28 protein-coding genes are annotated in these 26,018 nt (G+C 71.9%); 19 read left to right on the plus strand and 9 right to left on the minus strand.

Going from position 1 to position 26,018, the window contains the following annotated elements:
• Positions 1 to 5: 5 nt before the first annotated feature.
• Both ACFVDP_RS02115 and ACFVDP_RS02120 read left to right on the plus strand, forming a co-directional pair.
• Positions 6 to 986, plus strand: a complete 981-nt coding sequence (locus ACFVDP_RS02115; protein ID WP_383484263.1) for a hydroxyacid dehydrogenase — start codon at positions 6 to 8, stop codon at positions 984 to 986.
• Complete coding sequence (locus tag ACFVDP_RS02120) at positions 983 to 2,860, plus strand: DUF2264 domain-containing protein (RefSeq protein WP_383481782.1); 1,878 nt, start codon at positions 983 to 985, stop codon at positions 2,858 to 2,860. Before ACFVDP_RS02115 ends, ACFVDP_RS02120 begins: the two co-directional genes overlap by 4 nt.
• A gap of 13 nt (positions 2,861 to 2,873) precedes the next feature.
• Here the strand turns inward: ACFVDP_RS02120 and ACFVDP_RS02125 are convergent, their stop codons facing one another.
• Positions 2,874 to 3,446 carry a TetR family transcriptional regulator gene (locus ACFVDP_RS02125; RefSeq protein ID WP_383481785.1) on the minus strand — a complete coding sequence of 191 codons (573 nt, stop codon included), beginning with the start codon at positions 3,444 to 3,446 and terminating at the stop codon, positions 2,874 to 2,876.
• 4 nt (positions 3,447 to 3,450) lie between these two features.
• Positions 3,451 to 4,926 (minus strand): MFS transporter, encoded by a 1,476-nt coding sequence (locus ACFVDP_RS02130; RefSeq protein ID WP_383481788.1) that lies wholly within the window; start codon positions 4,924 to 4,926, stop codon positions 3,451 to 3,453.
• A gap of 169 nt (positions 4,927 to 5,095) precedes the next feature.
• On the opposite strand from ACFVDP_RS02130, the gene ACFVDP_RS02135 reads away from it, so the two are divergent.
• Positions 5,096 to 6,025: a Gfo/Idh/MocA family protein gene (locus tag ACFVDP_RS02135; protein WP_383481791.1), complete on the plus strand. Its 930-nt coding sequence runs from the start codon at positions 5,096 to 5,098 to the stop codon at positions 6,023 to 6,025.
• On the opposite strand, the gene ACFVDP_RS02140 is transcribed toward ACFVDP_RS02135, so the two are convergent.
• On the minus strand, positions 5,993 to 6,928 hold the full coding sequence (locus tag ACFVDP_RS02140; RefSeq protein WP_383481794.1) for a phosphotransferase family protein: 936 nt from the start codon (positions 6,926 to 6,928) through the stop codon (positions 5,993 to 5,995). The two genes, ACFVDP_RS02135 and ACFVDP_RS02140, sit on opposite strands and share 33 nt — an antisense overlap.
• A 57-nt stretch (positions 6,929 to 6,985) precedes the next feature.
• Between ACFVDP_RS02140 and ACFVDP_RS02145 the strand changes: the two genes are divergently transcribed.
• From ACFVDP_RS02145 to ACFVDP_RS02170, 6 genes are all read left to right on the plus strand, one after another.
• Complete coding sequence (locus ACFVDP_RS02145) at positions 6,986 to 8,179, plus strand: DUF4032 domain-containing protein (protein ID WP_383481797.1); 1,194 nt, start codon at positions 6,986 to 6,988, stop codon at positions 8,177 to 8,179.
• Between the two features lie 432 nt (positions 8,180 to 8,611).
• On the plus strand, positions 8,612 to 9,448 hold the full coding sequence (locus ACFVDP_RS02150; protein WP_383481800.1) for a helix-turn-helix domain-containing protein: 837 nt from the start codon (positions 8,612 to 8,614) through the stop codon (positions 9,446 to 9,448).
• A gap of 85 nt (positions 9,449 to 9,533) precedes the next feature.
• The gene (locus tag ACFVDP_RS02155) at positions 9,534 to 10,574 is read left to right on the plus strand and encodes a PhlD (protein ID WP_383481803.1); all 1,041 of its coding nucleotides are present in this window, start codon (positions 9,534 to 9,536) and stop codon (positions 10,572 to 10,574) included.
• Positions 10,575 to 10,644: 70 nt separating this feature from the next.
• Positions 10,645 to 11,313: a TetR/AcrR family transcriptional regulator gene (locus tag ACFVDP_RS02160; RefSeq protein ID WP_383481806.1), complete on the plus strand. Its 669-nt coding sequence runs from the start codon at positions 10,645 to 10,647 to the stop codon at positions 11,311 to 11,313.
• An 8-nt stretch (positions 11,314 to 11,321) separates the two neighbouring features.
• Positions 11,322 to 12,110 carry an SDR family NAD(P)-dependent oxidoreductase gene (locus ACFVDP_RS02165; protein ID WP_383481810.1) on the plus strand — a complete coding sequence of 263 codons (789 nt, stop codon included), beginning with the start codon at positions 11,322 to 11,324 and terminating at the stop codon, positions 12,108 to 12,110.
• 159 nt (positions 12,111 to 12,269) lie between these two features.
• Complete coding sequence (locus tag ACFVDP_RS02170; RefSeq protein ID WP_383481813.1) at positions 12,270 to 13,364, plus strand: acyltransferase family protein; 1,095 nt, start codon at positions 12,270 to 12,272, stop codon at positions 13,362 to 13,364.
• On the opposite strand, the gene ACFVDP_RS02175 is transcribed toward ACFVDP_RS02170, so the two are convergent.
• Positions 13,345 to 14,043 carry a DUF2470 domain-containing protein gene (locus ACFVDP_RS02175; RefSeq protein ID WP_383481816.1) on the minus strand — a complete coding sequence of 233 codons (699 nt, stop codon included), beginning with the start codon at positions 14,041 to 14,043 and terminating at the stop codon, positions 13,345 to 13,347. The two genes, ACFVDP_RS02170 and ACFVDP_RS02175, sit on opposite strands and share 20 nt — an antisense overlap.
• 115 nt (positions 14,044 to 14,158) lie before the next feature.
• Between ACFVDP_RS02175 and ACFVDP_RS02180 the strand changes: the two genes are divergently transcribed.
• From ACFVDP_RS02180 to ACFVDP_RS02195, 4 genes are all read left to right on the plus strand, one after another.
• On the plus strand, positions 14,159 to 15,745 hold the full coding sequence (locus tag ACFVDP_RS02180; RefSeq protein ID WP_383481819.1) for an FMN-binding glutamate synthase family protein: 1,587 nt from the start codon (positions 14,159 to 14,161) through the stop codon (positions 15,743 to 15,745).
• 95 nt (positions 15,746 to 15,840) lie between these two features.
• The gene (locus ACFVDP_RS02185; RefSeq protein ID WP_383481822.1) at positions 15,841 to 16,128 is read left to right on the plus strand and encodes a hypothetical protein; all 288 of its coding nucleotides are present in this window, start codon (positions 15,841 to 15,843) and stop codon (positions 16,126 to 16,128) included.
• A gap of 110 nt (positions 16,129 to 16,238) precedes the next feature.
• A complete protein-coding gene (locus ACFVDP_RS02190) occupies positions 16,239 to 16,871 on the plus strand; it encodes a VanZ family protein (RefSeq protein ID WP_383484266.1) in 633 nt (210 codons plus the stop codon).
• A 38-nt stretch (positions 16,872 to 16,909) separates the two neighbouring features.
• Positions 16,910 to 17,311: an ATP-binding protein gene (locus ACFVDP_RS02195; RefSeq protein ID WP_383481825.1), complete on the plus strand. Its 402-nt coding sequence runs from the start codon at positions 16,910 to 16,912 to the stop codon at positions 17,309 to 17,311.
• Positions 17,312 to 17,350: 39 nt separating this feature from the next.
• Here the strand turns inward: ACFVDP_RS02195 and ACFVDP_RS02200 are convergent, their stop codons facing one another.
• Positions 17,351 to 17,998, minus strand: coding sequence for an MBL fold metallo-hydrolase (locus ACFVDP_RS02200; protein WP_383481828.1), 648 nt, complete (start codon positions 17,996 to 17,998; stop codon positions 17,351 to 17,353).
• A complete protein-coding gene (locus ACFVDP_RS02205; protein WP_383481830.1) occupies positions 17,998 to 19,083 on the minus strand; it encodes an S-(hydroxymethyl)mycothiol dehydrogenase in 1,086 nt (361 codons plus the stop codon). The genes ACFVDP_RS02200 and ACFVDP_RS02205 overlap by 1 nt, the downstream gene beginning before the upstream one ends.
• Before the next feature lie 198 nt (positions 19,084 to 19,281).
• On the opposite strand from ACFVDP_RS02205, the gene ACFVDP_RS02210 reads away from it, so the two are divergent.
• Positions 19,282 to 19,995, plus strand: coding sequence for an ABC transporter permease (locus tag ACFVDP_RS02210; protein ID WP_383484269.1), 714 nt, complete (start codon positions 19,282 to 19,284; stop codon positions 19,993 to 19,995).
• Between the two features lie 130 nt (positions 19,996 to 20,125).
• Here the strand turns inward: ACFVDP_RS02210 and ACFVDP_RS02215 are convergent, their stop codons facing one another.
• Complete coding sequence (locus ACFVDP_RS02215; RefSeq protein WP_383481833.1) at positions 20,126 to 20,386, minus strand: hypothetical protein; 261 nt, start codon at positions 20,384 to 20,386, stop codon at positions 20,126 to 20,128.
• On the minus strand, positions 20,383 to 20,586 hold the full coding sequence (locus ACFVDP_RS02220; RefSeq protein WP_383481835.1) for a hypothetical protein: 204 nt from the start codon (positions 20,584 to 20,586) through the stop codon (positions 20,383 to 20,385). Before ACFVDP_RS02220 ends, ACFVDP_RS02215 begins: the two co-directional genes overlap by 4 nt.
• Positions 20,587 to 20,817: 231 nt before the next feature.
• On the opposite strand from ACFVDP_RS02220, the gene ACFVDP_RS02225 reads away from it, so the two are divergent.
• Entirely contained in the window at positions 20,818 to 21,177 is a 360-nt protein-coding gene (locus tag ACFVDP_RS02225) for a hypothetical protein (RefSeq protein WP_383481838.1), read from the plus strand.
• A gap of 82 nt (positions 21,178 to 21,259) precedes the next feature.
• Complete coding sequence (locus ACFVDP_RS02230) at positions 21,260 to 21,754, plus strand: glutathione peroxidase (RefSeq protein WP_383481841.1); 495 nt, start codon at positions 21,260 to 21,262, stop codon at positions 21,752 to 21,754.
• Positions 21,755 to 21,775: 21 nt separating this feature from the next.
• Here ACFVDP_RS02230 and ACFVDP_RS02235 read toward each other — a convergent pair whose 3' ends face one another.
• Positions 21,776 to 22,225 (minus strand): SsgA family sporulation/cell division regulator, encoded by a 450-nt coding sequence (locus ACFVDP_RS02235; protein WP_383481844.1) that lies wholly within the window; start codon positions 22,223 to 22,225, stop codon positions 21,776 to 21,778.
• A 236-nt stretch (positions 22,226 to 22,461) separates the two neighbouring features.
• Here ACFVDP_RS02235 and ACFVDP_RS02240 point away from each other — a divergent pair, with 236 nt between their 5' ends.
• From ACFVDP_RS02240 to ACFVDP_RS02250, 3 genes are all read left to right on the plus strand, one after another.
• Positions 22,462 to 24,033, plus strand: coding sequence for an ATP-dependent DNA ligase (locus tag ACFVDP_RS02240; RefSeq protein ID WP_383481847.1), 1,572 nt, complete (start codon positions 22,462 to 22,464; stop codon positions 24,031 to 24,033).
• A gap of 149 nt (positions 24,034 to 24,182) precedes the next feature.
• Positions 24,183 to 24,668, plus strand: coding sequence for a cation:proton antiporter regulatory subunit (locus ACFVDP_RS02245; RefSeq protein ID WP_383481849.1), 486 nt, complete (start codon positions 24,183 to 24,185; stop codon positions 24,666 to 24,668).
• A gap of 4 nt (positions 24,669 to 24,672) precedes the next feature.
• The gene (locus tag ACFVDP_RS02250; protein WP_383481852.1) at positions 24,673 to 25,902 is read left to right on the plus strand and encodes a cation:proton antiporter; all 1,230 of its coding nucleotides are present in this window, start codon (positions 24,673 to 24,675) and stop codon (positions 25,900 to 25,902) included.
• Positions 25,903 to 26,018: the final 116 nt, after the last annotated feature.

A 26,018-nucleotide genomic window follows, 5' to 3' on the forward strand; every position in this document is an offset into this window, starting at 1 on the left:
TGGCCATGTCCCCACAGGCCGCGGCGGCCGTCTTCACGCCGCGGTCGCTGGCCTCGCTCACCGAGGTCGCCGACGTCGCGCCGCCGCCCGCCCTGGCCGACCTGTCGACGGACCGGGCGACGGAGGTGCTGGCCGACGCTGAGATCCTCGTCACCGGCTGGGGCTGTCCGAAGCTCGACGCGGACGTGCTCGCGCGGGCGCCCCGGCTCAAGGCGGTGGTGCACGCGGCCGGTTCGGTGCGCGGCCATGTCACCGACGCCTGCTGGGAGCGGGGCATCGCGGTGTCCTCGGCGGCGGCGGCGAACGCGCTGCCGGTCGCCGAGTACACCCTGGCGATGATCCTGCTGCACGGCAAGCACGTCCTGGAGCGGGCCCGCGACTTCCGTGCGGTCCGCGCGCGGGACAACTGGCTGGTCACGACCGGCCATGTGGGCAACTACCGCCGCACCGTGGGCATCCTGTCCGCCTCGATGGTCGGGCGCCGGGTCATCGAGCTGCTGAAGCCGTTCGACTTCGAGGTGCTGCTGCACGACCCGTACGTGTCTCCGGCCGAGGCCGCCGAGCTCGGCGTCACCTGGGTCGAGCTGCCCGAGTTGTTCACCCACAGCGACGTGCTGAGCGTGCACACCCCGCTGCTCCCGGCCACCCGCGGACTCGTCGGCCGCGCCCTGCTCGACTCGCTGCGCCAGGACGCCGTCCTGATCAACACCGCGCGCGGCGCCGTCATCGACCAGGACGCGCTCACCGACGTGGTGTGCGCGGGCCGCGTCCGGGCGGTCCTCGACGTGACGGACCCCGAGGTCCTTCCTCCGGAGCACCCGCTCTGGGACCGCCCGAACGCGCTGATCACCCCGCACCTCGCCGGCTCCCAGGGCAATGAGTGGGAGCGGCTGGCGGACACGGCCGTGGCCGAGGTGGCGCGCTGGGCCGCGGGCGACGGTTTCGCCCATCCCGTACGACGCGAGAGGCTGGCGTTCCTGGCATGACCATCCCGTTCGAACTGCCCGAAGAGAACCGCGAGCTGAGCCCGTTCACCGGCTACACCCGCGCCCACTGGGAGGCCGTCGCGGACGGCCTGCTCGGTGCCGCCTGGCGCTGGGCGACCCCCGAGGGAGCCTTCCTGGACCTGCCGGGCCGTCCCTCCGGGTCCGGGGTCCGCTCGGACGGCCTGGAGGGGTACGCGCGGACGTTCCTCGCGGCCGGTTTCCGGGTCGCGGGCGCCGACGGCAAGGACCCGCACAACTGGCTGGAGCGGTACGCGCGGGGCCTGACGGCGGGCACCGCCGCCCCCGGCCGCGACGACGCGGAGTCCTGGCCGCTGATCCTCGACCACCATGTGCAGGGCCAGCCGATGGTGGAGTCGGCGTCCGTGGCGCTCGGCCTGAAGCTGACCCGGCCGTGGCTGTGGGACCGGCTCGACGACGCGGTGCAGGACCGGGCGGAGAAGTGGCTGCGCGGCGCGATCGACCACACGCCCGCACCGAACAACTGGTACCTCTTCCCCTTCATGGTGGCGTCGTTCCTGGAGGAGGTCGGTCGCGGTGACGCGGCGACCGCCCGCGCCATGGACCGGGCCCTGGAACTGATGGAGACCTGGTACCGGGGCGACGGCTGGTACGCGGACGGTGACGGCCGCGCCTTCGACCACTACAACGGCTGGGCGCTGCACCTGTATCCGCTGCTGCACGCCCACCTGTCGGGCGACTCGGCGCTTTCCGCGCGCTTCGGGCCGCGGCTGCGCGAGCACCTGGAGGGCTTCTCCCTGCTGTTCGGCGGCGACGGCGCCCCGATCCACTTCGGCCGCTCGCTCGCCTACCGCTTCGCCGCGTCGGCGGCGGTCGGCGTCGGCGCTGTCACCGGGCACACGCCGCTGTCGCCGGGGGCGTCACGGCGTCTCATCAGCGGCAACCTGCGCTACTTCCTGGAGCGCGGCGCGGTCACGGACGAGGGTCTGCTGAGTCTCGGCTGGCACGGCCCGCACGACGCGACCCTCCAGCACTACTCGGGCCCGGCGTCGCCGTACTGGGCGTCGAAGGGGTTCGTGGCACTGCTCGCCCCGGAGGGCGACCCGCTGTGGACGGCGCCGGAGGAGGCCCAGCCCGGCGAGGGCCCCGACCGGGTGCTCGCGCTGCCCGCGCCGGGCCTGCTGGTGCAGTCCACGCAGGCCGACGGGATCGTGCGGCTGCACAACCACGGCAGCGACCATGTCCGCCCGCACGAGGGCGAGTTCGCCGCGCAGAACGACGCGCTCTACGGCCGTCAGGCGTACTCCACGCACACCGGCCCGACCTCGCTCACGAACGTCGCCGACAACCATCTGTCCGTCGAGGTCGGCGGGGTCGGCAGCGTGCGCCGGCGCCTCCATCCGCTCGGCGCCGGGCACGGTGACGGCTGGGGCTGGGCGGCGTCCTGGCACCGGCCGGTGTTCGCGTCGGGGCCGCCGATGGTTCCGGGACTGCGCGTCGAGAGCGTGACCGTGGTGCGGGGCGCCCACGAGCTGCGGGTGCACCGGGTCGTCGGGGCGCCGCACGGGGCGCGGGTCACGCTGACCGGCTGGGCGACGGACGCGCTCCGCTCGGAGCTGACCGGGCTGCACGGCTGGGGTGCGCAGGACCGGGTCCGGGCTCCTCAGGGCACGGCGTACGAGCCCTGGGTGCGGGTGCCGCGGCTGTCGGCGCAGGCCGAGGGGACGGTGGTGTTCGCGGCGCTGGCCCTGCTCGGCGCGGCCGACTCCGATACGGACCTCGACGGGGCCGTCGCCGAGACGCGCGTCACGGACGACGAGCTGACCGTGCGGTGGGCCGACGGGTTCGAGACGGTGGTGACGTTCGGCGAGTCGCTGAGCGTGCGCTGCGGCTGACCGACGGCGCGGCTCACGGTGTGAGGCCCAGCTGGGCCTCCACCGCCGGGGCGTAGCGGTCCACGACCGTCTCGATGTCCGCGGCCCGCACCTGCGGGCCGCGGGCGATGCCGTACATCACGCCGAGGCCGAGCAGCAGCGACACCGCGAGTTCCGCCCGCAGCGCGGCGTCCGCGCCGGGGATGCGGGCCGCCAGGCGTTCGCTGACCTGCGTACGGAAGTTGGCGCGCAGGATGTCGCCCTGCGCGCCGTGCAGCGGGGCGAAGACGATGCGCAGGATCGGGTCGGCGCCGCGCTCGGCCTGGCCGGTGAGGACGCAGCGGACCATGTGGCGGCCCAGGTCGTCGAGGGGCGCGTCGAGCAGGACGTCGACGTCGGCCTCGAAGTCCATGACGCGGGAGAACAGGGCGTCCTTGTTGCCGAAGTACTTGAGGATCAGCGGCGGGCTGACGCCGGCCCGGTCGGCGATCGCCCGGAGCGTGATGTCGCCGTGCGCGTGCCGGGCCAGCAGATGCCGCGCGGCCTTCACGATGGCGGCCTTGGTCGCCTCCGCGTCGCGCCGGACGGCGGGCCGCGCCGTGGTCATCGCCTCATGCTCCCTTCGCCGTCGCCAGCGGGGCCGGTGCGCCCGTGCCGCTCCGCTCGGCCCCTCTGTCGGACGGTACGCACAGGGCGACGGCGGCGGCCACCAGGGCGACCGCACCGGCCATGACGAAGGCCAGCCGGTAGCCGTGCAGGGTCGATACCTCGGCGCCGCCGAGCCGCATCGTGTGGTGGACGAGGATCGCGGTGACGGCGGCGCTGGACACGGACTGTCCGATGGTCCGCATCAGCACGTTGACGCCGTTGGCGGAGGCGGTCGCGCCGGACGGGACGGCGCGCAGGATCAGGGTGGGCAGGGCGGAGTACGCGAGGGTGGTCCCGGTGGAGACGACGGCGGCGCCGACGAGGATGACCCACAGGTCGGTGCTGTCGACGACCCGTATCGCGTAGCCGAGGGCGAGGACGCCGCCGCCGACGGCGAGGGTGACGCGCGGGCCGCGGGAGGCGGAGATGCGGGCCGACACGGGTGAGAAGAGGAGCATGATGATGCCGCTGGGCAGCATGCACAGGCCGGTCGCCACGATCGACAGGCCGAGGCCGTAGCCGGTTTCCACGGGCGCCTGCACGAGTTGCGCGGTGACCAGCGAATTGGCGTAGAACGCGAAGCCGGTGAACAGGGCCGCGACGTGCGGCAGGCCGACCCGGCGGCCGACGGCGAGCCGCAGGTCCACCAGGGGTCGCGCGGACCGGAGTTGCTGCCAGGACCACAGGGCGAGGACCACGACGGCCCCCGCGAACAGGCTCAGGATCCGCGCGCTGCCCCAGCCCCGCTGCCCGCCCTGCGAGACGCCGAGCAGCAGGCAGACCAGTCCGGTGGCGAGGCCGAGCGTGCCGAGGACGTCGAAGCGGCCGGGGTTGCGCACCGGCGATTCGCGCACGGCCCACCAGGCGGCGGCCAGGCCGAGGGCGCCCAGGGCGGCGGTCGCCCAGAACATCACGTGCCAGTTGGCGTACTGGACGATGAGCGCGGCGAGCGGCAGGCCGAGGGCGGCGCCGATGCCGACGGTGGAGCTCATCAGGGCGACGGCGGATCCGGTGCGGTGGGGCGGGAGTTCGTCGCGCAGGATGCTGATGGACAGCGGCACGACGGCCGCGGCGGCGCCCTGGAGCGCGCGGGCCGCGATGAGGACGCGGATGTCGGAGGTCAGCGCGCACAGCACGGATCCGGCGGTCATCAGGGCGAGGGCGATCAGCAGCACGCGGCGCTTGCCGTACATGTCACCGGCCCGGCCGAGCACGGGGGTGAGGACGGCGCCCGCCAGGAGGGTGGCGGTGACCATCCAGGAGACGGCCGACGGGGACGCGCCGGTGAGCCTGGGCAGGTCGGGCAGGAGCGGGACCACGACCGTCTGCATGACGGCCATGAGGATGCCGCCGAAGGCGAGGACGGGGATGGTGAGCCGCTCCCGCAGGCGGGGGCGGACGGCTCGTTCGGGCAGCGTCGGTATCGGGACGTGGTCCATGGGACTCCTGCGGGGTGCGCGGGCGCGTCGCGAGTGGCGCGGCGCCGGGCTGACGATGCGGGTGAATCCCCATTCACCCGGTGGGTGAATCAGTATTCACCAACGAGCGTCCGCCTGTCGCCACCCCTCGCCCCGCGCGGATCCGCGCCGGCCGGGTCATACTGCCGCAATGACCTCACCAGACGTCCTGCGCTGCGGACTTGTCGGCACCGGCTCCTGGGCCGGCCGCACTCATGCCCCGGCCCTGCGGAACCACAAGAACACGGAACTCGTCGGCGTATGGGGGCGCCGACCCGAGGCGGCCGCCGATCTCGCGGCCGCGCAGGCCACGACGGCGTACGACGACGTGGACGCGCTGTTCGCGGCGTGCGACGCGGTGGCGTTCGCCGTGCCGCCGGACGTCCAGGCGCCGCTGGCGGCGCGGGCCGCCGCGGCGGGCTGCCATCTGCTGCTCGACAAGCCCCTCGCCACGGAGCCGGTGGCGGCGCGCGCGGTCGTCGACGCCGTGGACGCCGCGGGGGTGGCGTCCGTGGTGTTCTGCACGATGCGCTACGCACCCGCCACGGCGGCCTGGATCGCCGAACAGGCCGCCGTGGAGGGCTGGTTCACCGGCCGCGCCGACTGGTACGGAGCGCTGTACACCCCGGGCGACGACGCGGAGATCCGGGCCACGACTCCGTGGCGGGCGGAGCGGGGCGCCCTGTGGGACGTGGGCCCGCACGCCCTGTCCGTACTGCTGCCGCTGCTGGGCGACGTGACGTCGGTGACGGCCGGACGCGGTCCCGGCGACACGGTGCATCTGCTGCTGCGGCACGATTCCGGCGCGTCGAGCACCGCGGCACTGAGCCTGACCACTCCCCCGGACGCGGCCGGGGTCACGGTCGAACTGCGGGGCACGGCCGGAGTGTCGACGATGCCGTCCGGCCACGGCACCGCGCAGGAGTCCCTCGCCGTGGCGATCGACGTCCTGCTGGAGTCGGCGCGCACCGGGGTCCCCGCCCCGTGCGACGCGCGGTTCGGCCTGCGGCTCACGGAGATCCTCAGCGCCGCCGAACGCGCCCTGCCGTCAGCCGGTGCCGAACCAGGTCCCGGCGAGTGACGCGAGGTCGCGCACCCCGTCGGCCGGCGGCAATTCCCGTAGGTACCAGGGGAGATTGCTGTATACGTGCAGGAGTGTGTACGCCATGACGGCGCGCGGGTCGGGCGGGCGGCCGTACGTCTTCGTGAAGCGGGTCATGAGCCGTCGGTCGCCGCGGGTGACGAAGAGCCCGACGGCCACGAAGTCGTAGTCCGGGTCTCCGGTCATCGCGGGCTCGAAGTCGAGCAGCCCGCTGAGCCGGGCACGGCCCGCGCCGTCGGGGGCGACGAGCAGGTGCTGCCGCATGAACTCCGTGTGCAGCAGCGCCCGCCGGTCCCCCGCCCGCGGTGCCGCCGTGTCGAGGAACCCCTCGATCTGCCCGCACCACTCCTCGGCGAGCCCGCGCTCGCGCTGCCGCCGCACGGCCCCGGCGCGCTGCGCGGCGACGAAGCCGTCCCAGTCGCCGGGACCAAGGTCGTCCGCGAGCGATGCGGGGTCGAGGGCGTGCAGCGCGGCGAGCGTCTCGCCCGCGGCTTCGACGAGGCCGTCCTGTTCGGCGGACGGCAGGCCGGGCCAGTCCGCGGCGAGGTCCCGGCCGGGCAGCCGGGACATGAGGACGTAGTGCCAGCCGTTCTCGTACGTGCCCGAGGCGAGCGGCTCCGGCGTGGCGACGGGCAGCCTGCCGTGCAGGAATCCCAGCGCCCGGGTCTCACGCACCCCGTCCCCGGCCGCCATGGCCGGGAACAGCTTCAGGACGTGCGCGGCGTCGATCGCGTAGACCGGCTGGCTGCCCTCGGTGAAGCGCACCGGATCGGCGCCCGCGAACCCGAGCCGGGTGCAGAGATCGAGCACGCCGGGCCGCAGCGCCGCGTCGTCCGGGACGACGCGGCGCCAGGCTTCGTCGGTGTCCACGAGAGGCAGCATGATCGGCAGGGTAGGCCGCCCCGGCAGCACCGCCAACCGACTTAATACCCTGTGGGCATGCCGCTCGAGATCAGCGCCACCAACCCCGAGCACCCGGTGCTCCTGCTCGCCCTCCCCTGGCACATTCCCCTGGAGGAATGGCCCGAGGAGTACCTTGTGCCGCTTCCGCGCGGTATCTCCCGGCACGTGGTGCGCTATGCGCGCGCCGGTGACGTGGTCGTCGCCGTGAAGGAACTCGCCGAGCGTCCGGCGCTGCGCGAGTACGAGATGCTGCGCACGCTGGACCGGATGGGGATACCCGCGGTGGACCCGCTGGCCGTGGTCACCGGCCGGGAGCAGCCGGACGGCGCGCCTCTGGAACCGGTGCTGATCACCCGGCACCTGGGCGGTTCACAGCCTTACCGGTCGATGTTCGAGACGACGATGCGCCCGACGACGGTCCACCGTCTGATGGACGCGCTGGCGGTTCTCCTGGTCCGCCTCCACCTCTCGGGTTTCGCGTGGGGCGACTGTTCCCTGTCGAACACGCTCTTCCGCCGGGACGCGGGCGCGTACGCCGCCTATCTCGTGGACGCCGAGACGGGCGAGCTGCACCCGAAGCTGAGCCAGGGGCAGCGGGAGTACGACATCGAGCTGGCCCGGGTCAACATCAGCGGCGAGATGCTCGACCTGGAGGCCTCGGGCGCGCTGCACCCCTCGATCGACCCGATCGAGTTCGGCACGGAGATCGAGCAGCGCTATACGAACCTGTGGAGCGAGCTGACCCGCACCTCGGTGTACCCGGCGGGCAAGCACCACTACATGGAGCGGCGCATCCGGCGGCTGAACGATCTCGGGTTCGACGTGGCCGAGATGCAGATCTCGCGCTCCCCGCGCGGCGACGAGGTCACCTTCGTCCCCAAGGTCGTCGACGCGGGCCACCACCAGCGGCAGCTGCTGCGGCTGACCGGAATGGACGCGGAGGAGAACCAGGCACGCCGGCTCCTCAACGACCTGGAGAGCTGGATGGCGACCCAGGACGACGCCCCCGACGCCCGGCCCGAGGTCCTCGCCCACCGCTGGGTGCGCGACGTGTTCCGGCCGACGGTCCGCGCGATCCGCGACCGCCTGCCCACCCCCATGGACCCGGCCGAGCTGTACCACGAACTCCTGGAACACCGCTGGTACTTGTCCGAGCGGGCGCAGCACGACATCGGCCTGGACGCGGCGGCGGAGGACTACGTGCGGCAGGTCGGCAAGCCGGAGAAGTGAGGGCAGGGGCCGAAAAGCGCCGGGTGATGACCGGGCGCGGCCGGTGCCGTGGCCGCTACGTAATGGCGAGTGACGGCACCGGCCGCAGCCAGTGACCTCCGGTTCGGCCTGCGGTCGAGCGCGGGACGTGCGTCGTACAACGCATTTTCCGGCCACATCACACTCAATACGTGGCCCGGTCCAGCTCTCTCTTCGTCAGTCGGCCCGGAGGCTCGAGGGTTACTCTCCGCCAGGAAATTTCGGCCATTTTCGAGCCGCCCGGCACAGGTGCCGCATCACTGTGCCTACCTGCACACAGTCGATGAAACTGCCAGGTGAGCAACCCTGCACGGTCCATCATGACGGACCGTCTGATCGTTTTCTTCGGGCAATGTTTATTACCAAAGGTGATGGGAGTATTTAGACTGCTGACGCTCAACTCAGCGTGTACGAATGGGGATTACCCACATGAACAAGAAGGCGCTCCGCGCCCTGCTCCGTGAACGGCGCGCCCTCATAGCCCCCGAGTCCCACGGCTTCACCCGCCCCACGGGCCAGGGCCGCCGCGCCCCCGGCCTCTCCCAGCACCAGGTCGATCAGCTGCTGCACCGGACGCTGGGGACGTATCACCGGCTGGAATCGGGGAGTTACCCGAACCCGCCGGCCGAACTGCTGCGCGATGTGGCCCGGTTGTTCGGGCTCAATGAGCAGGAGTGGGTGCTGTTGTGCCGGTACGCGCTGTTGCAGGATCCGCCGGGGCCGCTGTACTCGTCGTCGGGCAAGGCCGTACCGGGCATCTGGCAGGAGGCCGTCGACGGTATGCGGCACATCGCCTATGTGTCGGACGCCTCGTGGGATCTCCTGGCATGGAACCAGGAGTTCGTCGATCTCTTCCCGAGCGGCAGGCCGCCGGAGAACACCATGCGCTGGATGCTTCTGGATCCCGAGGCACGGACCGTCCTGGCGGACTGGCACGGATCGTGGGCGCCTTTGGTGATGCCCCAGTTGCGCGCGGCACTGGCCGCCCGGCCGGACGACGAGACGCTGCGGCAGATCGAGAAGGAGGTTCTGGCGGAGCGCGAGAGTGCCACGCTCTACGAAGCGGGCGGCACCGCGATGCATCCGGACGGCGACGAACGGCCCCTGCATCACCACCGGTTGGGACGCGGCTGGGCCACGATGTGCGCGGCGCAGCCACTCACGACTCCCGGGGCACGACTGATGATCATCGTCTTTCATCTGGGCGCCCGAGAGGCCCATCCCCGCATGGCCGCACTGCGCGCGGGCTGACGTTCCGCTCTTCTGGGAGACATGCCGGTGACATAGGTTGGAGCGGCCCCCCACAGCCCCCCTAAGCCTCCGTGGGAGCCTCCACATGCCTGCTCATGTCTCCTTGCCCAGAACGGCCCTCGGTGCCCACAAGGTCACAACGGCCGAGATAGTCGACGACATACGCACCCATCACGCGCACCACCCCCGGCTCAACGCCCTCGTCCGCGCCGTAGCCGGATGCGGCGTGGACACGCGGTACTTCAGCCGTCCGCTCGGCGACGCGTCCGTCGCGGGTGAGGCCGGCATCGAGGAGCGGGTTCGCACCGACTTCGCAGACGCCGCCGAACTCGGCGGCCAGGCCGCGCTCGACGCGCTGAGATCGGCGGGTCTCGACGCCACGGACCTCGACGGCATCGTCACCACTCACTCCACCGGCTGGGCGGTGCCCAACCTGGATGTGCACCTCATGACACGGCTCGGCATGAGCCCGTCGGCCCGCGGCCTGGCCATCACCTCGGCCGCCTGCACCGGCGGGGTGAAGGCCCTGATCCGAGCCACCGAGATGGTGGCCGCGCGGCCGGGCAGCAAGGTGCTCGTCGTCGCCGCGGAAATCCTCTCCACCGTCTATCACCACAGCGACACCGGCATCGAGTCGATGATCTACAAAGCGCTGTTCGGCGACTCGGCGGCAGCGGCAGTGGTCAGCGACGAACCGCTGAGCCCCGGATTCGTGATCGAGGACGACTTCGAGTACGTGCTCCCCGGGACGGCGGAGCGCCTCGCAGGGCGCGTCGGGGCCGACGGACTGCACTTCGACGCCACCAAACGCGGCCGCAACTCCAGCGTCGAAGTCGTCCCGGTGCTGCGCGACTGGCTGGGTTCCCGCTCCTCGGACTTCGCCGTGATCCACCCGGGCAGCCCCCGCATCATCTCGGACACCGTCGACCTGCTCGGCCTCGAAGCCGAGGACGCCCGGCACTCCACGGACACCCTCAGCGAAGAGGGCAACCTGGGCGGAGTGAGCGTGCTCCGCGTCCTGGAGCGCACCCACGCGGAGCCCCCACCCGCCGGCGCCCGAGGCACGATGGTCGCCTACGGTCCCGGCTTCACCACCGCCGCTCTCCACGGCCACTGGCACGAGTGACCCCTGCGGCCCAAAGATGTCCCTCCGGGACTCATGTCCCATCGGGACATGAAGGTGTACCCTCGGAGGCATGAAGGCGAACGAGCCCACCACCCCGCCCCCCGCGGACCGCCGGCAGCTGAAGGCCCGGCGGACCCGCGAGGCGCTTGCCGAGGCGGCCGTGGCCCTGGTGCTCGAGCGGGGCCTCGCGGAGGTCACCGTCGAGGCGATCGCCGAGCGCGCGGACGTCACGCGCCGCACCTTCAGCCGGCACTTCTCCGGCAAGGAGGACGCGGCGCTCGACTTCACCCGCGCCGACGGCGCCAGGATCAACGCGGCGCTGCGCGAGCGCCCCGCGTCCGAGCCCCCGCTGCTCGCCTACCGCAGGGCGGTCGCCGACTGGCTCGCCGACCGGGCGGTCCCGGGCTGGCACCACCGGCCCGAGCAGCGCCTGCTGTACGCGGCCGTGGACCGCGAGCCCGCCCTGTTCGCCGCGTACGAGCGGATCCGGGTCGACGCCCAGGACGAGTCCGTACGCATCATCGCCGACCGGCTCGGCACCGATCCGGCCCGGGACCTGCGCCCCGAGGTCGTGGTCGGCGCCGCGGCCGGCGTGCTGACCGCCGCGCTGCGCACCTGGGCACGCGACGACGGCACGGACGCCGAGGACCTCGCCGATCTGGTGGCGCGGGCCTACGACGCCCTCACAGGGGAGGCCGCCCGATCGGCGGCGACCTCCGAGGAAGCAACCAGAGAGTGACACGCACCATGAGCACCACCCCCGCCTCCGCATCGACCGACTACGCCACCGAGTTCGCCGGGAAGACCGCCCTGGTCACCGGCTCCGCCTCGGGCATCGGTCTGGCCACCGCCCGCCGTCTGGGCCGTGGCGGCGCCAGTGTCGTCATCGCCGACTTCAACGAGCAGGGCGCCAAGGAGGCCGCCGAGACCCTCGTCGCCGAGGGCATCGAGGCCGCCGCCGTCGCCCTGGACGTGACGCAGCCCGCGTCCGTCGAGGCCGCCGTCCAGTTCACCGTCGACACCTTCGGCGGACTCGACCTGGCCGTGAACAACGCCGGCATCGGCGGCCCGAGCACCCCCACGGGCACGTACGACATCGACGCGTACAACCGCGTGATCCGCACGAACCTGGACGGCGTCTTCTACTCGCTGCGTTACGAGCTGCCCGTCATCGAGGCGGCCGGAAAGGGCGGCGCGATCGTGAACGTCGCGTCGATCCTCGGCTCGGTCGGCTTCGCCGGCTCCCCCGCCTACGTGGCGGCGAAGCACGGTGTCGTGGGTCTGACGAAGACGGCCGCGGCCGAGTACTCCGCCAAGGGCATCCGGGTCAACGCGGTGGGCCCGGGCTTCATCGAGACCCCGCTGCTCGCGCAGATGGACAAGGCCGCCCACGACGGTCTGGTCGCGCTGCACCCGGTGGGCCGCCTGGGCACGTCCGAGGAGGTCGCGGAGCTGATCGTGTTCCTGCTGTCGGACCGCGCCTCGTTCATCGCGGGCAGCTACCACCTGGTCGACGGCGCCTACACCGCCGTCTGATCCCGCGGCACCACCCCCTGTGCAGGGCCCCCGGCGACGTTTTCCGTCTCTCGTCGCCGGGGGCCCTTTCCATGTCCCGGCCCGTCCGCAGTCATGGAACGGTCCCTGCTGGGCAGGCGGGGGACTTGACCCATGCGGCAGGAGGGGCGCGGGACCGCGATGCGACAGCAGGCAGCACAGGCCACAGCCACCGGAGGCAGGGCGCGCGAGTCGTACTTCGACAACGTGAAGTACCTGACGATCGTGCTCGTCGTGTGCGGGCACGCCTGGGAACCCCTGACCTACGGCTCCCGGGCGGTCACGGCGCTCTACCTCACCGTGTACGCCTTCCACATGCCGGCGTTCGCACTGATCTCCGGCTATTTCTCGCGCAGTTTCGACATGGCGCCCCGGCGTCTGAAACGGCTGGTCACCGGGGTCGTCGTGCCGTACGTCGTGTTCGAGGTCGCGTACACGCTGTTCTACCGGTGGGCGCAGGACGATCCGGGATATCCGATCAGCCTGCTGGATCCCTGGTATCTGATGTGGTTCCTGGCCGCGCTGTTCATCTGGCGGCTGTCCACGCCGCTCTGGCTGCAACTGCGCCATCCGGTGCCGGTCGCGCTGGCCGTGGGCACGGCCGTGTCGATGTGGCCGGGTGCGGGCGGCGACCTGGCGCTGCAACGGGTGCTGCAGTTCCTGCCGTTCTTCGTGGTGGGCCTGGTGCTGCGGCCCGAGCACTTCTCGTGGGTGCGCACCTGGCGGGTCCGGCTGGCCGCCTTGCCGGTGCTGCTCGCGGCCGTGGTGGCGGCGTACTGGGTGGCGCCGTGGTTCGACGCGGGCTGGTTCTACCACCGCGGCAGCGTGGTGGGACGCGGGGTGCCCGCGTGGGCGGGCCTGTGGGCGACGCCCGCCCTGTTCGTCCTCGCGCTCGTCCTCACCGTCTGCTTCCTGGCCTGGGTGCCGGGCCGCCGTCTGTGGTTCACGACGCTCGGCACCGGGACGATCTACGCGTACCTGCTGCACGGGTTCGTCATCAAGGCCTCCCGGTTCGGGGACTGGTACGCCCACCCGCGGCTGCACACCCCGGTGGGTGAACTGGCCGTCACCGTGGCGGCCGTCGCCCTGATCACCGTGCTCTGCACGGAGCCGGTGCGGCGTGTGTTCCGGCCCGTCGTCGAGCCGCGCATGGAGTGGGCGTTCCGCAGGCCCCGGCCGAAGGCTCCGCCCGGTCAGCAGACCCCGCGCGAGCGGGTCACCTCATCCGGCGGCTGACGGACTGCGCCGAGGCGAGCAGGCAGTGCATGCGCTCGGTGAGCGCGCCCATGTCGTCGGCGGGGGTGTGGAAGGGGATGCGCACGTCGGCCTGGCCGCGCGCCCGCTCCAGACGCAGCGTCAGTCCGTGCCGGTCGACGGCGAGAGGCTGCACGCGCACGACACCGTGCAGACTGTCGGGCTCGATCAGCCGGGTGAGCTGTTCGACGGCCTCGGGGTGGGACTCGGCGAGATGGGTGAGCAGGCGCGGCTCGGCGAGGGCGAGGGGGTCGGGGGCGGTCGCGGCGAGGTCGGCGAGGTCGATGCCGATGCGTTCGGAGCGGGTCTGCAGGACCGCCCGTTCGGGGCGCAGCAGCAACTCCTCGCCGTCCGGGACCAGCTCGCCGGAGAGCCAGAGGCGGGCGCGGACCCGGTCGCGGACCGGGACGGGGGCCGCGTCGGCGAACTCCAGGAGGGTCGTGGGCCGTCCGTGCGGTGCGCACAGCACGGCCGCGGCGAGCACGCTGTCCGGCGGCGGGCTGATCCGCACCGTGCCGTCCGTCTCGGCGACGCGATGGGCGCCGACGAGGTCGTCCTGCCCCACATCGGTGGTGACACCGCAGGTCCACGCGGCGGCGAGCACGGAGCGCGCGCGGGCCGCCGCGGTGGGGACGGCGGTAGCGATCTGTCGGACACCCATCCGAACCTCCCTTAGGTAAGCCTCACCTAACTTAGCGGAGATCGTCGCCGAGGGTCCACCCCACCGCGCTGTGTCGGCGCGGCCGGATCGGCGTCGCGTGCGTTTGACTCGGACCGTGCGCCGTTACCTCCTGTTCGTCCTCGTCGCCGCCGGTGCGGCCGGGGCCCTGGCTCTGTCGCTGCTCGTCTCCCCCTGGTGGTGGTGCGCGGCGGGCCCGCTGCTCGCGCTCGCCGCGCTGGGCGCGTGGGACCTCGTCCAGGCCCGTCACTCCGTCCTGCGCAACTATCCGATCCTGGGGCACCTCCGCTTCCTCATGGAGGCGCTGCGGCCGGAGATGCAGCAGTACTTCATCGAGCGCAACTACGACGGGCGCCCCTACGACCGCGATGTGCGCGACATCGTCTACCAGCGGGCGAAGTACGCGGAGAACCGTTCGGCCGAGGAGCCGTTCGGCACCGAGCGGGACGTGTACGAGCAGGGCTACGAGTTCCTGGTGCCGTCGCTGCGGCCCATGGACCCGCCCGAGCGTCCGCCGACGGTGAGCATCGGCGGCCCCGACTGCTCACGCCCGTACGACATGGCGCTCCTGAACGTCTCCGCGATGAGCTTCGGCGCCCTGTCGGGGCCCGCGATCCGCGCGCTCAACAAGGGGGCGGCGCTCGGCGGTTTCGCGCACGACACCGGTGAGGGCGGCCTGTCCGAGCACCATCTCGTGCACGGCGGCGACCTGGTGTGGGAGATCGGCACCGGCTACTTCGGCTGCCGCACCGGCGACGGCGGCTTCGACCGCGGCGAGTTCGCCGACAAGGCCGCGCGTGAACAGGTCAAGTGTGTGTCCGTGAAGCTGTCGCAGGGGGCGAAGCCGGGCATCGGCGGGGTGTTGCCGGGCAGCAAGGTGAACGCGGAGATCGCCCGCGTGCGCGAGGTGCCCGAGGGCGAGACGGTGGTGTCTCCGCCGTACCACCGTGCGTTCGACACGCCACGCCAACTGGTGCTTTTCCTGGCCGAGTTGCGGACACTCGCGGGCGGCAAGCCGGTCGGTTTCAAGCTGTGCGTGGGCTCGCGGACGCAGTTCCTCGCGGTCTGCAAGGCGATGCTCGCCGAGGGGGTCACCCCGGACTTCGTGATCGTGGACGGTGCGGAGGGCGGCACGGGCGCGGCCCCGCTGGAGTTCGCCGATCACCTCGGCATGCCCCTCACGGAGGGTCTGATCACCGTGCACAACGCCCTCGTCGGCACGGGTCTGCGCGACCGGGTCCGGATCGGCGCGAGCGGCAAGGTCGCCACGGGCGCCGACATCGTCAAACGACTGATCCAGGGCGCGGACTTCACGAACGCGGCCCGCGCCATGATGTTCGCCGTCGGCTGCATCCAGGCCCAGCGCTGCCACACCAACACCTGCCCGGTCGGCGTGGCGACCCAGGACCCGCGCCGGGCCCGCGCGCTGGACGTGGCCGACAAGTCGGTGCGGGTCCACCACTTCCAGCGGGCCACCGTGCGCAGTGCGAGCCAGATCATGGCCGCGATGGGCGTACGCGACCCGAGCGGGCTCGGACCGCACCAGCTGATCCGGCGCATCGCGCCCCACGAACTGCTCCCCTACGCGGATCTCTACGACTGGCTGGAACCGCACGAGCTGACCGCGGGACCGCCCCCGGCCTGGGCGTCCGACTGGGCGGTCGCCGACCCCGACCGGTTCTGATCCCGCGCGCCACCGGGATGCACCAACTCCACGCGAACGGGGGGTGAATATGCCATCCGCCCACACGGCCGGAACCTGACCGGCATCATGCCGCCATGGACGGTACCGCGCTCCTGCGGGAGCTCTTCACGCCCGACGAGTACGACGCGGTCAGCAGACACGCGGATCATCTGGGTGTGACAGTCATCGAGTACGTTCGCCGCTCGGCCGCGGAACGGGCCCTGGAGCGGCTGCACCTGACCGAGGCCATCGAGGCGCAGGCCCTCCAGCTGGGCAAGCCGTCGATACCGCAGGTGGAGCGGGCCCGCTGCGGTGACGGCGCGTCCTCGCCGGCCCTGGAGCGTTTCCTCGACGCGCTGGCCCACCCCACCGAGGGCGGGTGACGCCGTCTGATTCCCCGTGACCGGGGCAGTGGACGTACATGACAACGGCGACGACACGACGCAGCAAGCAGCCGACCGGCCGATGGTGGCGGGTGGGTGTACGCGCGTTGATGGCGATCGTCGCCTTCCTCGCCCTGGTGGCGTTCTCCGCGGTGCTGGCCCGGCTGACGCTCACCCCGTCCCCGGCGTCCGAGGGGATCGCGGGGTCGAATCTGCGGCCGGGCGCCAGCCTCAGGCAGTACGCGGACACGTACAGCTTCGCGGGTGCCTGCAAACAGGTCGGCGGAAACCTTCTGCTCGGCGCACCGTTCGGTCTGCTGCTGCCGGTCCTGGTGGAGCGCCGCATGCGGATGCTGCGGGTGCTCGTCGTGACGGCGCTCGTCATGGTGCTGGTGGAGCTGGCGCAGGGCGCGCTGGTGGAGGGCCGGGCCTTCGACGTGGACGACGTCCTGCTCAACACGGCGGGCGCCCTCATCGCGTACGCCTTGATCGGCCGTCTCATCGGGCGCCGCTACCACACCTTGGCCGAGCCTTCGAAACGAACCGGCATGGGGATCAAGTTCCCGGGGAATGGGCCTCGTTACCGGAGCAGGCCGCAGGCGGGCAAGGCCCCGGCAGGACAGAAGAAGACACAGCAGAAACCGCAGAAGAAAACCCAGAAGAAAACCCAGCAGAAGACGCGGCAGGGGGCACAGAAGACGGCCCCGAAGAAGACGCAGAAAAAGCCGCAGAAGAAGACATAGAGGCCTACAAAGGCTCGTAGAGAAAGGGAGTGATCGTCATGCGTGCGTTCACGGACGCCCAGGGGCGTACCGCACGCGTGGAGTATCTGATGCCGCAGGGGTCCGGAGCCCCTCGTCTGGCCCGGCGGCTGACCCGGTCGTTCCTGGCCGGACGCACCGACGACACGGCGGCGGACGCGGAACTGGTGGTCTCTGAACTGGTCACCAACGCCACCCGGGCCTCCGACGGGTGCTGCCGGATGAGCCTGCGCATCGACGCGGACGAGCTGACGGTGGCGGTGCACGACGACGGGCCGGGGCTGCCCCGCATGAAGCCCGCGTCGCAGTCCGCCGAGTCGGGCCGCGGGATCACGCTGGTGCGGGCGCTGGCGCGGCGCTGGAGCGTGGAGCCGCATCCGCAGGGCGGCAAGACGGTGCGGGCGGTACTCGCACCCTGCTGAGCACCGCCCGCGGACGTCGCCTTCTGTGCGACCGGCCCCTCAGTGACCTCGCGTGATCCAGTCGTCGAGGTCGGGCGCCTCCGCCCCGATCGTCGTGCTGTCACCGTGTCCGGTGCGGACGACGGTCTCGGGCGGCAGTGTGAGCAGCCGCTCGCGGATCGAGTCGACGATCGTCGGGAAGTCGCTGAACGTACGGCCCGTCGCTCCCGGTCCGCCCTTGAAGAGGGTGTCGCCGGTGAAGACCGTGCCGAGCGCCGGCGCGTACAGGCTGACCGCGCCGTGGCAGTGCCCCGGGGTGTGCAGGACAGTCAACTCGACGCCCGCGACGGTGAGTTGCTGACCGTCGGCGAGGTCGCCGTCGGGGCCGCGATCCGGGTGCGTGCGCTTCCACAGCTCGGTGTCCGCGGGGTGCAGCAGGATCGGGGCGCCGGTGCGCTCGGCCAGTGCGGGCGCGGCGTCGATGTGGTCGTCGTGGGCGTGCGTGCACACGACGGCGACGAGTCGCCGGTCGCCGACCGCATTGGCGATGGCGTCGGCGTCGTGCGCGGCGTCGACGACGAGGACCTCCTCGTCGTCACCCACGAGCCATACGTTGTTGTCGACGTCCCAGGTCCCGCCGTCCAGGGAGAACGTCCCCGAGGTGACCAGGTGCTCGATGCGCGCGCCGGTGGCGTTGCCGTCGGCCATCAGAACACCACCACCGAGCGCAGCACGTCACCGTGGTGCATCCGCTCGAACGCCTTCTCCACGTCCTCGAGCGCGATGGTCTCGGTGACGAACGCGTCCAGGTCGAGGCGGCCCTGCAGATACAGGTCGATGAGCATCGGGAAGTCGCGCGAGGGCAGACAGTCGCCGTACCAGGACGACTTGAGCGCGCCGCCGCGCCCGAACACGTCCAGCAGGGGAAGGTCGATGCGCATCTCGGGGGTGGGCACGCCGACGAGGACCACGGTGCCCGCCAGGTCGCGCGCGTAGAAGGCCTGTTCGTACGTCTCGGGGCGGCCGACCGCCTCGATGACGACGTCCGCGCCGAAGCCGCCGGTGAGCTGGCGCACGGCCTCGACCGCATCGGTGGTGCGCGAGTTCACGGTGTGCGTGGCGCCGAGCTTGCGGGCCGTCTCCAGCTTCTTGTCGTCGACGTCGACGGCGATGATCTTCGAGGCACCGGCCAGCTGGGAGCCGACCACCGACGCGTTGCCCACGCCGCCGCAGCCGATGACGGCGACGGAGTCACCGCGGCCGACGTTGCCGGTGTTGATGGCGGCGCCGATCCCGGCCATCACGCCGCAGCCGAGCAGTCCCGCGGCCGCGGGCGAGGCGGACGGGTCGACCTTGGTGCACTGGCCCGCGGCGACCAGGGTCTTCTCGGCGAAGGCGCCGATGCCGAGCGCCGGGCTGAGCTCGGTGCCGTCCGCGAGGGTCATCTTCTGCTTCGCGTTGTGGGTGTTGAAGCAGTACTGCGGGCGGCCCCGCAGACAGGCCCGGCACTGCCCGCACACCGCACGCCAGTTGAGGATCACGAAGTCACCGGGCTCGACCTCGGTCACTCCCTCCCCCACCGATTCGACGACGCCCGCCGCCTCGTGCCCGAGGAGGAACGGGAACTCGTCGTTGATCCCGCCCTCCCGGTAGTGCAGGTCGGTGTGGCAGACCCCGCACGCCTGGACCTTCACCACGGCCTCGCCGGGCCCGGGGTCCGGCACGGTGATCGTCTCGATCGTCACCGGAGCACCCTTCGTCCGTGCGATCACGCCCTGCACCTGCTGCGCCATGACGGTCAGCCTTCTTTCTCTTCGCGGTTCCCGCACACGTTCTTACGTCCCCCATCCTCACCCATGATCATGATGCGGCACAGTTCCGGTGCGCGGGCACGGCCGTTCTAGGCCGCCCAAGTGCTGTCTGCCCCCGCCCTCGCCGCGTCCACGCTGCTGCCCGTCAACGCCACCTTGGCGGTGGTCCTCGTCGCCCTGATGCTGGTCGCCGTCACGGTGGCCGCGGTCTTCCGGCTCGCGCCCGACGCCTCGTGGCGCCGCGCGCGCGACATCGCGGTCGCGGGGGTGCGGGCCGCCGTGCAGCTGGGTGTGGTGTCGCTGGTGATCGGCTGGGTGGTGCAGCACGGCGCGGCGCTGATCGGTTTCGTTCTGCTCATGTTCGCGGTGGCCGCGCGCACGGCGGGGCGCCGCATCACCGCGGGCCGCGGCTGGGCCTGGGCGGCGCTGCCGATCGCGGTGCCGGTGGCGCCCGTCGTCGGCGCCCTGGTCGTCTGCGGACTTGTCCCGGTGCAGGGAATCGCGCTGATCCCGATCACCGGCATCCTCATCGGCGGCGCGCTCACGGCGACGGTTCTGGCGGGCCGGCGCGCCCTCGACGAGCTGACGGCCCGCAAGGGCGAGGTGGAGGCGTGTCTGGCCCTCGGGCTGCTCCCGCAGGAGGCACGCCTGGAGATAGCCCGCCCGGCGGCGTCGGACGCGCTGCTCCCCGGTCTCGACCAGACGCGCACGGTGGGCCTGGTCACGCTGCCCGGCGCGTTCGTCGGCATGCTCCTGGGCGGTGCGTCGCCGGTGATGGCGGGCGCGGTGCAACTGTTCGTGCTGGTGGCCCTGATGGCGGTGCAGGCGATCGCGGTGGCGACGACGGTGGAGCTGGTCGCGCGGGGCCGGCTGCGACGCCCGGCGGCCGCGTAGCCCGACACCGGAATTCGCCGGCCGCCCGAGCCCACCCCTGGTGACGTTCCGCTGGGCCTACCCCTTCGCGGCCGACGGGCAGACGCTCACCGCGGAATCGACGTTGCGGTTCCGGGAGCGGGAGGCCCCGTCAGGCCGCCCCGTACTCGTGTGCGCGCCCGCCGCGCCACTGGACGACCGGCGAGTCCCCGAGCACGAGCTGATCGGCGTCGTCGAGCCCGGCGCGCCGCAGGAACTCGATCACGTCGCGGTCGCTGTGCGCGAGCCCGAGCCGCACGGCACCGACGGTGACCCCGCGGCCCCCGCCCGGCGCCGGCCGCTGCACGACTATCTCGGGATACCCGTCGTCCGCCGCACCGCCGCCAAGGCTGTCGGCCCCCGCCCCCGTCATGAACGACCGGTTCCCTGCCGCGCCCGGCGCCGCAGCTCGGCCTGCTCCCCCGGGCTGAGCCGCTCACCGGCCAGCACCCGGGACAGGTACAGCAGTCGCCGCCGCAACGCGGTACGGCCGGGCTCCCGCGCGAGTCGCTCGTAGGTCTCGGTCCACTCCCGCTGTGTCTGGACAAGGTCATCGGTGACGGAGTTCCGCATACCCTCAATAGAGCACGTGTTCGATTTTCCGTGCAAGCCGACGCGCAGCGCGGTCGTCCACCTGGGGAGGCGGGGCGGAGCGCCGTCATGAGCAGGACCCGGTTGACCCACACAGCGCAAGGAGGATCGATACATCAGCCCACACGCGGGTGACGGCGCGCGTCAGGGCACGGACGCCCGGGGAGAGCGCGACAGACAACAGATCCCGGCCATCAGCAAGAAATGGGTCTCATGCGCCTTCGCCACACCGCTGCCGCCGCACTCGGCGCGCTCGCTCTCGTCTGCACACAGTCGGCGTCCGCGAGCGCCGCCACCGGCGACTTCTCGTACAAGTTCGTCGGCCTCGACGGCCATCCGCAGTCGATCACGCTGCACGACCCGGAGAGCCCCGCCTGCATCACTCTGCCGGAGACGGTGGACCCGGACTCCTCCGAGCCCGCCTTCGCACCGCACAACGACACCGACACCTGGGTCATGGTGTTCAGCGAGCCCGACTGCACCGGCGACTCCTGGACCCTGCGTCCGCACGGGACCGCCGCCACGGACCGGCTCACACTGCGCTCGGTGTACCTGACCGACCGCACCGGCTGAGTCCGCCCGGCGACGTCGCCCTGCCGAGGCCACCGCCGGGCCGGGAAGCGATCACCCGGACACGACGGCGTACGCTCCGATCATGTCTGTCTACGAGAGCATCCAGATCGCTTCGCTACAGGGCGGCGACGCCGGCCTCGCGCGGTACGAGGGCCAGGCCGTCCTGATCGTCAACGTCGCTTCCAAGTGCGGCCTCACCCCGCAGTACACCGCGCTCGAAGAACTCCAGAAGCAGTACGCGGCGCGGGGCTTCAGCGTGCTCGGTGTGCCCAGCAACCAGTTCATGGGGCAGGAGCCCGGCAGTGCCGACGAGATCGCCGAGTTCTGCTCGGCGACGTACGGCGTCACGTTCCCGATGACGGAGAAGGTCGACGTCAACGGCGCGGACCGGCACCCGCTGTACGCGAACCTGGTGCAGGCCGCGGACGCCGAGGGGCACAGCGGTGACATCCGCTGGAACTTCGAGAAGTTCCTCGTCGGCCGGTCCGGTGATGTCGTGGCCCGTTTCTCCCCGCAGACCGTCCCGGACGCGCCCGAGGTCATCGCCGCCATCGAGAAGGAACTCGACGCCGCCTGACTCTCTTCACCCGCGTCGGCCTCAGGTGACGTCCTCGCCGACGTCGGGGCCGAAAAACGCCATGAGCGCGCGATGGACCTGATCCGTCAGGTCCTCGTCGCCGGGCGGCACGAGCGCGTACGTACGACGCAGGAAGCGCCGCAGGGGCGAGGTGCCGAACTGGACCACCGCCAGCCCCTCCGGCGCGTGCAGCTCAATGACGGTGCGGGACCGGCCGCACGGCCAGACATGGACGTCGCCGGCGCCCGCGGGCGTGCGCAGGCCCTCGTCCAGGAGCGAGCGGGCGAAGGCCCAGGTCACCTCGGTGCCGGTGAGCGTGACCGCGGCCGGGAACACCAGGCTGATCGCCAGTGGGTCGGCCGAGGCGTACCGGAGAGCGACGGTGAGGGCGCGTTCCGGTGCGGTGGGCCCGGCGGTGACGAGCCGGGCGCGGGTCGGTTGTTCCAGCGTGACGGGCAGGGTGGTCGGCATGGCGGGCTCCCTTTCTGCTGCTGCGCTGCGTGTCCCTGATGCCGGTTCGACGGGGCGCCGGGAGACGCGTTACGGCGTTGCACAAAAAGCGGTGTGACCTGTGCCACTCACCCCTCCATCATCCGGCATAAGTCGCCCACCGTCACAAAATCCCTCTGGCACCTGATGGCAGCCCTGCCCCGGTAAGGCTCCGCGCGCGCGATGCGCCGCTCCGTCCCTCGTTGCACGATGGCTCCATGCTCTTCGCCCGGCTCGCTCAGGTGTCCCAGGACGTCGCCGCCACCTCGGCTCGGACGCGGAAGATCGCGCTGCTCGCCGAGTTGTTCCGGGACGCCTCGCCCGACGACGTACCGATCGTCATCCCCTATCTGGCGGGACGCCTGCCGCAGGGACGGCTCGGGATCGGCTGGCGGGTGCTCGCCGACCCGGTGGCGCCCGCCGAGCGGCCGCGACTGAGCGTGCAGGACGTGGACGCCGCGCTGAGCGCCGTCGGAGACGTCTCCGGTTCCGGCTCACAGGCCGAACGCAAGCGCCTGGTCGCGGAGTTGATGGGCGCGGCCACCGCGGACGAGCAGCGGTTCCTCGTCGGTCTGGTCACCGGTGAGGTGCGCCAGGGCGCGCTGGAGGCGGTGGCGCTCGAAGGGCTCGCCCGGGCGACGGACACGCCCCCGGCGGACGTGCGGCGCGCGGCGATGCTCGCGGGCGGACTCCAGCCGGTGGCGCAGGCGCTGCTCGCGGGCGGCCCCGGCGCGCTCGACGGGTTCCGGCTGACCGTGGGCCGACCGGTGCTGCCGATGCTCGCGCACACCGCGGCCGCGGTCGGGGACGCGCTCGACAAGCTCGGGACGTGCGCCGTCGAGGAGAAGCTCGACGGCATCCGGGTCCAGGTGCACCGGGACGGGGACGACGTCCACGTGTACACCCGCACGCTCGACGACATCACTGAGCGGCTGCCCGAAGTGACGTCCGCGGTACGGGAGTTCGCGGGTGAGCGGTTCATTCTCGACGGCGAGGTCATCGCCCTCGACGACACGGGAAGACCGCGCGCCTTCCAGGAAGTGGCCGGGCGGGTCGGCTCGCGGGTCGACGTGGCCCGCGCCGCCGAGGCGCTCCCCCTCTCCCCCGTCTTCTTCGACGTGCTCTACGCGGAAGGGGCCGGCCAGGACGGGACGGGCGGGCCCGATCTGCTGGACCTGCCGTTCACCGAGCGGCACGCGCACCTGGTGCGGCTGGTGCCGGAGCCGATGCGGGTGCGCCGGTACGTCGTCGAGGACGGCTCCGACGGGCGACAGCGCGCCGCGGCCGAACAGTTCTTCGCCGACACCATCGACCGGGGGCACGAGGGTGTCGTGGTCAAAGGGGTGGACGCCCCGTACAGCGCGGGCCGCCGGGGCGCTTCCTGGCTGAAGGTGAAGCCGGTGCACACCCTGGACCTGGTGGTGCTCGCCGCCGAGTGGGGGCACGGACGGCGCACCGGCAAGCTCTCCAACCTGCACCTGGGGGCCCGGCGCGAGGACGGCTCGTACGCGATGCTCGGCAAGACGTTCAAGGGGCTCACGGACGCGCTGCTGGCGTGGCAGACCGTGCGGCTGCAAGAGCTGGCCGTCGGCGACGACGGTCATGTCGTCACCGTGCGCCCGGAACTGGTCGTCGAGATCGCCTACGACGGGTTGCAGCGGTCGACGCGCTACCCGGCGGGGGTCACCCTGCGGTTCGCGCGCGTCCTGCGCTACCGCGACGACAAGACGGCCGGGGAGGCCGACACGGTCGACACCGTGCTCGCCGCGCACCCGCGTCTCGTCCCCTGACGCCCACGGCGGACCAGGCACACCTGACTTTTTCTTTGCCAAAAGATGAGCCGTATAAGGTGACTGCGACATTGAAAGATGCATTCGCCAATTAATGGGCGCCGGGGGCGCAGCCCGGACACGATGCACGCACGGACAAGGGGAGAGACGTGCCCGCTTCACGGCTCAGCCGGACACCACTGCCAGGGATCGGCCATCGCTACGACCTCACCACCCGCGAACAGCGGCTTCTGTCGATCGTCGCGCACCGGAACGGGGGCCGTACGCTCAGCGCGTACCAGGCCGACGACCCGGACGCGTGCGCCCTGTCGATGAAGCTGACCTCGGGTGAAGCGGCGTATCTCATCGATGCGCTGATGCCCTCGCACCACAGCCCGAATCTGCTCCACACCACCGATCTGGGTCTGGTCGCCGAACGTATCGAGATACCGGGGGCCTCGCACTGGAACGGCCGCCTGCTCGGTGAGACGGCGATGCGGACCGAGACCGGCGCGTCGATCGTGGCCGTGCTGCGCCGCGCCGAGGCGATACCGTCGCCGGCCCCGGACTTCCGGCTCGCCGGCGGGGACACCGTCATCGTCATCGGTACCCGTGAGGGTGTCGAGGCGGCGGCCGCGATCCTGGGTCGGGAGTGATCGGATGCATTCCGCTGTTTTCCTCATCGAGTTCGGTGCGATCATCCTGGCCCTCGGGCTGCTCGGGAGGCTGGCCGGCCGGCTGAGCTTCTCGCCGATCCCGCTCTATCTGCTGGCCGGTCTCGCGTTCGGCGAGGGCGGGCTGCTGCCGCTCGGCGCGAGCGAGGAGTTCGTGGAGATCGGCTCCGAGATCGGGGTCATCCTCCTGCTGCTGATGCTCGGGCTCGAGTACACGGCGAGCGACCTCGTCAACAATCTCAAGACGCAGTACCCGGCGGGCCTCGTCGACATGACGTTCAACGCCCTGCCCGGCGCGGCCGCCGCGCTCATCATGGGCTGGGGGCCGGTCGCGGCCGTGGTGCTCGCCGGTGTCACCTGGATCTCGTCGAGCGGCGTCATCGCCAAGGTGCTCGGCGACCTCGGACGGCTCGGCAACCGTGAGACGCCGGTGATCCTGAGCATTCTCGTGCTCGAGGACCTGGCGATGGCCGTGTATCTGCCCATCATCACCGCCCTGCTGGCCGGAGTCGGCTGGGCGACCGGCGGAGTCACCCTCGCGATCGCGCTGGGCGCGGCGGGCCTGGTGCTGTTCGTCGCCGTACGGTTCGGCCGGCAGATATCGCGGTTCGTGTCGAGCGACGATCCGGAGAAGCTGCTCCTGGTCGTCCTCGGTCTGACCATTCTCGTGGCCGGTCTCGCCCAGCAGTTGCAGGTGTCCGCCGCCGTGGGCGCCTTCCTCGTGGGTATCGCACTGTCCGGTGAAGTGGCCGAGGGCGCGCACCAGTTGCTGCTGCCGCTGCGCGACCTGTTCGCGGCCGTCTTCTTCGTCTTCTTCGGACTGCACACCGATCCGGCGAGCATTCCGCCGGTGCTGCTGCCCGCGCTGCTGCTGGCCGTGGTGACGGCCTGCACGAAGATCTTCACCGGGTACTGGGCCGCACGGCGGGCCGGTATCTCGCTGAAGGGCCGGTGGCGGGCCGGCGGCGCGCTCGTGGCGCGCGGCGAGTTCTCGATCGTCATCGCCGGCCTCGCCGTGACGTCGGGCATCGAGCCCCGGCTCGGCCCGCTGGCGACCGCGTACGTACTGATCCTCGTCATCATCGGACCGCTCACCGCGCGGTACACGCAGCCGCTCGCTCAGCGGCTCTTCCCGATGAAGACGCCGGAGCCCGTGGCCGTGCCGGCTCCGCGGACCGCCGAGGAGACCACCCCGGTCGACGAGCAGATCCGCTGACACCGATACGCCCGCACGGACGGGGGGAGGGGGGGGGAAGAAGGGCGTTTTCCCCCCAGTGCCGTTCGTCGGGCAGGCGGTTTGGGTGGGGGGTGAGGGAAGGGGGGGTCCCCCAG

It is taken from the genome of Streptomyces sp. NPDC057694 (genome assembly GCF_042799415.1).
Taxonomy (GTDB): domain Bacteria; phylum Actinomycetota; class Actinomycetes; order Streptomycetales; family Streptomycetaceae; genus Streptomyces.

What these genes read in the sequence shown, in the direction of transcription:
- ACFVDP_RS02115 (WP_383484263.1), top strand. Translation starts at nt 6, where the DNA reads ATGTCCCCACAGGCCGCGGCGGCCGTCTTCACGCCGCGGTCGCTGGCC.
- ACFVDP_RS02120 (WP_383481782.1), top strand. Translation starts at nt 983, where the DNA reads ATGACCATCCCGTTCGAACTGCCCGAAGAGAACCGCGAGCTGAGCCCG.
- ACFVDP_RS02125 (WP_383481785.1), bottom strand. Translation starts at nt 3,446, where the DNA reads ATGACCACGGCGCGGCCCGCCGTCCGGCGCGACGCGGAGGCGACCAAG.
- ACFVDP_RS02130 (WP_383481788.1), bottom strand. Translation starts at nt 4,926, where the DNA reads ATGGACCACGTCCCGATACCGACGCTGCCCGAACGAGCCGTCCGCCCC.
- ACFVDP_RS02135 (WP_383481791.1), top strand. Translation starts at nt 5,096, where the DNA reads ATGACCTCACCAGACGTCCTGCGCTGCGGACTTGTCGGCACCGGCTCC.
- ACFVDP_RS02140 (WP_383481794.1), bottom strand. Translation starts at nt 6,928, where the DNA reads ATGCTGCCTCTCGTGGACACCGACGAAGCCTGGCGCCGCGTCGTCCCG.
- ACFVDP_RS02145 (WP_383481797.1), top strand. Translation starts at nt 6,986, where the DNA reads ATGCCGCTCGAGATCAGCGCCACCAACCCCGAGCACCCGGTGCTCCTG.
- ACFVDP_RS02150 (WP_383481800.1), top strand. Translation starts at nt 8,612, where the DNA reads ATGGGGATTACCCACATGAACAAGAAGGCGCTCCGCGCCCTGCTCCGT.
- ACFVDP_RS02155 (WP_383481803.1), top strand. Translation starts at nt 9,534, where the DNA reads ATGCCTGCTCATGTCTCCTTGCCCAGAACGGCCCTCGGTGCCCACAAG.
- ACFVDP_RS02160 (WP_383481806.1), top strand. Translation starts at nt 10,645, where the DNA reads ATGAAGGCGAACGAGCCCACCACCCCGCCCCCCGCGGACCGCCGGCAG.
- ACFVDP_RS02165 (WP_383481810.1), top strand. Translation starts at nt 11,322, where the DNA reads ATGAGCACCACCCCCGCCTCCGCATCGACCGACTACGCCACCGAGTTC.
- ACFVDP_RS02170 (WP_383481813.1), top strand. Translation starts at nt 12,270, where the DNA reads ATGCGACAGCAGGCAGCACAGGCCACAGCCACCGGAGGCAGGGCGCGC.
- ACFVDP_RS02175 (WP_383481816.1), bottom strand. Translation starts at nt 14,043, where the DNA reads ATGGGTGTCCGACAGATCGCTACCGCCGTCCCCACCGCGGCGGCCCGC.
- ACFVDP_RS02185 (WP_383481822.1), top strand. Translation starts at nt 15,841, where the DNA reads ATGGACGGTACCGCGCTCCTGCGGGAGCTCTTCACGCCCGACGAGTAC.
- ACFVDP_RS02190 (WP_383484266.1), top strand. Translation starts at nt 16,239, where the DNA reads ATGGCGATCGTCGCCTTCCTCGCCCTGGTGGCGTTCTCCGCGGTGCTG.
- ACFVDP_RS02195 (WP_383481825.1), top strand. Translation starts at nt 16,910, where the DNA reads ATGCGTGCGTTCACGGACGCCCAGGGGCGTACCGCACGCGTGGAGTAT.
- ACFVDP_RS02200 (WP_383481828.1), bottom strand. Translation starts at nt 17,998, where the DNA reads ATGGCCGACGGCAACGCCACCGGCGCGCGCATCGAGCACCTGGTCACC.
- ACFVDP_RS02205 (WP_383481830.1), bottom strand. Translation starts at nt 19,083, where the DNA reads ATGGCGCAGCAGGTGCAGGGCGTGATCGCACGGACGAAGGGTGCTCCG.
- ACFVDP_RS02210 (WP_383484269.1), top strand. Translation starts at nt 19,282, where the DNA reads ATGCTGGTCGCCGTCACGGTGGCCGCGGTCTTCCGGCTCGCGCCCGAC.
- ACFVDP_RS02215 (WP_383481833.1), bottom strand. Translation starts at nt 20,386, where the DNA reads ATGACGGGGGCGGGGGCCGACAGCCTTGGCGGCGGTGCGGCGGACGAC.
- ACFVDP_RS02220 (WP_383481835.1), bottom strand. Translation starts at nt 20,586, where the DNA reads ATGCGGAACTCCGTCACCGATGACCTTGTCCAGACACAGCGGGAGTGG.
- ACFVDP_RS02225 (WP_383481838.1), top strand. Translation starts at nt 20,818, where the DNA reads ATGCGCCTTCGCCACACCGCTGCCGCCGCACTCGGCGCGCTCGCTCTC.
- ACFVDP_RS02230 (WP_383481841.1), top strand. Translation starts at nt 21,260, where the DNA reads ATGTCTGTCTACGAGAGCATCCAGATCGCTTCGCTACAGGGCGGCGAC.
- ACFVDP_RS02235 (WP_383481844.1), bottom strand. Translation starts at nt 22,225, where the DNA reads ATGCCGACCACCCTGCCCGTCACGCTGGAACAACCGACCCGCGCCCGG.
- ACFVDP_RS02240 (WP_383481847.1), top strand. Translation starts at nt 22,462, where the DNA reads ATGCTCTTCGCCCGGCTCGCTCAGGTGTCCCAGGACGTCGCCGCCACC.
- ACFVDP_RS02250 (WP_383481852.1), top strand. Translation starts at nt 24,673, where the DNA reads ATGCATTCCGCTGTTTTCCTCATCGAGTTCGGTGCGATCATCCTGGCC.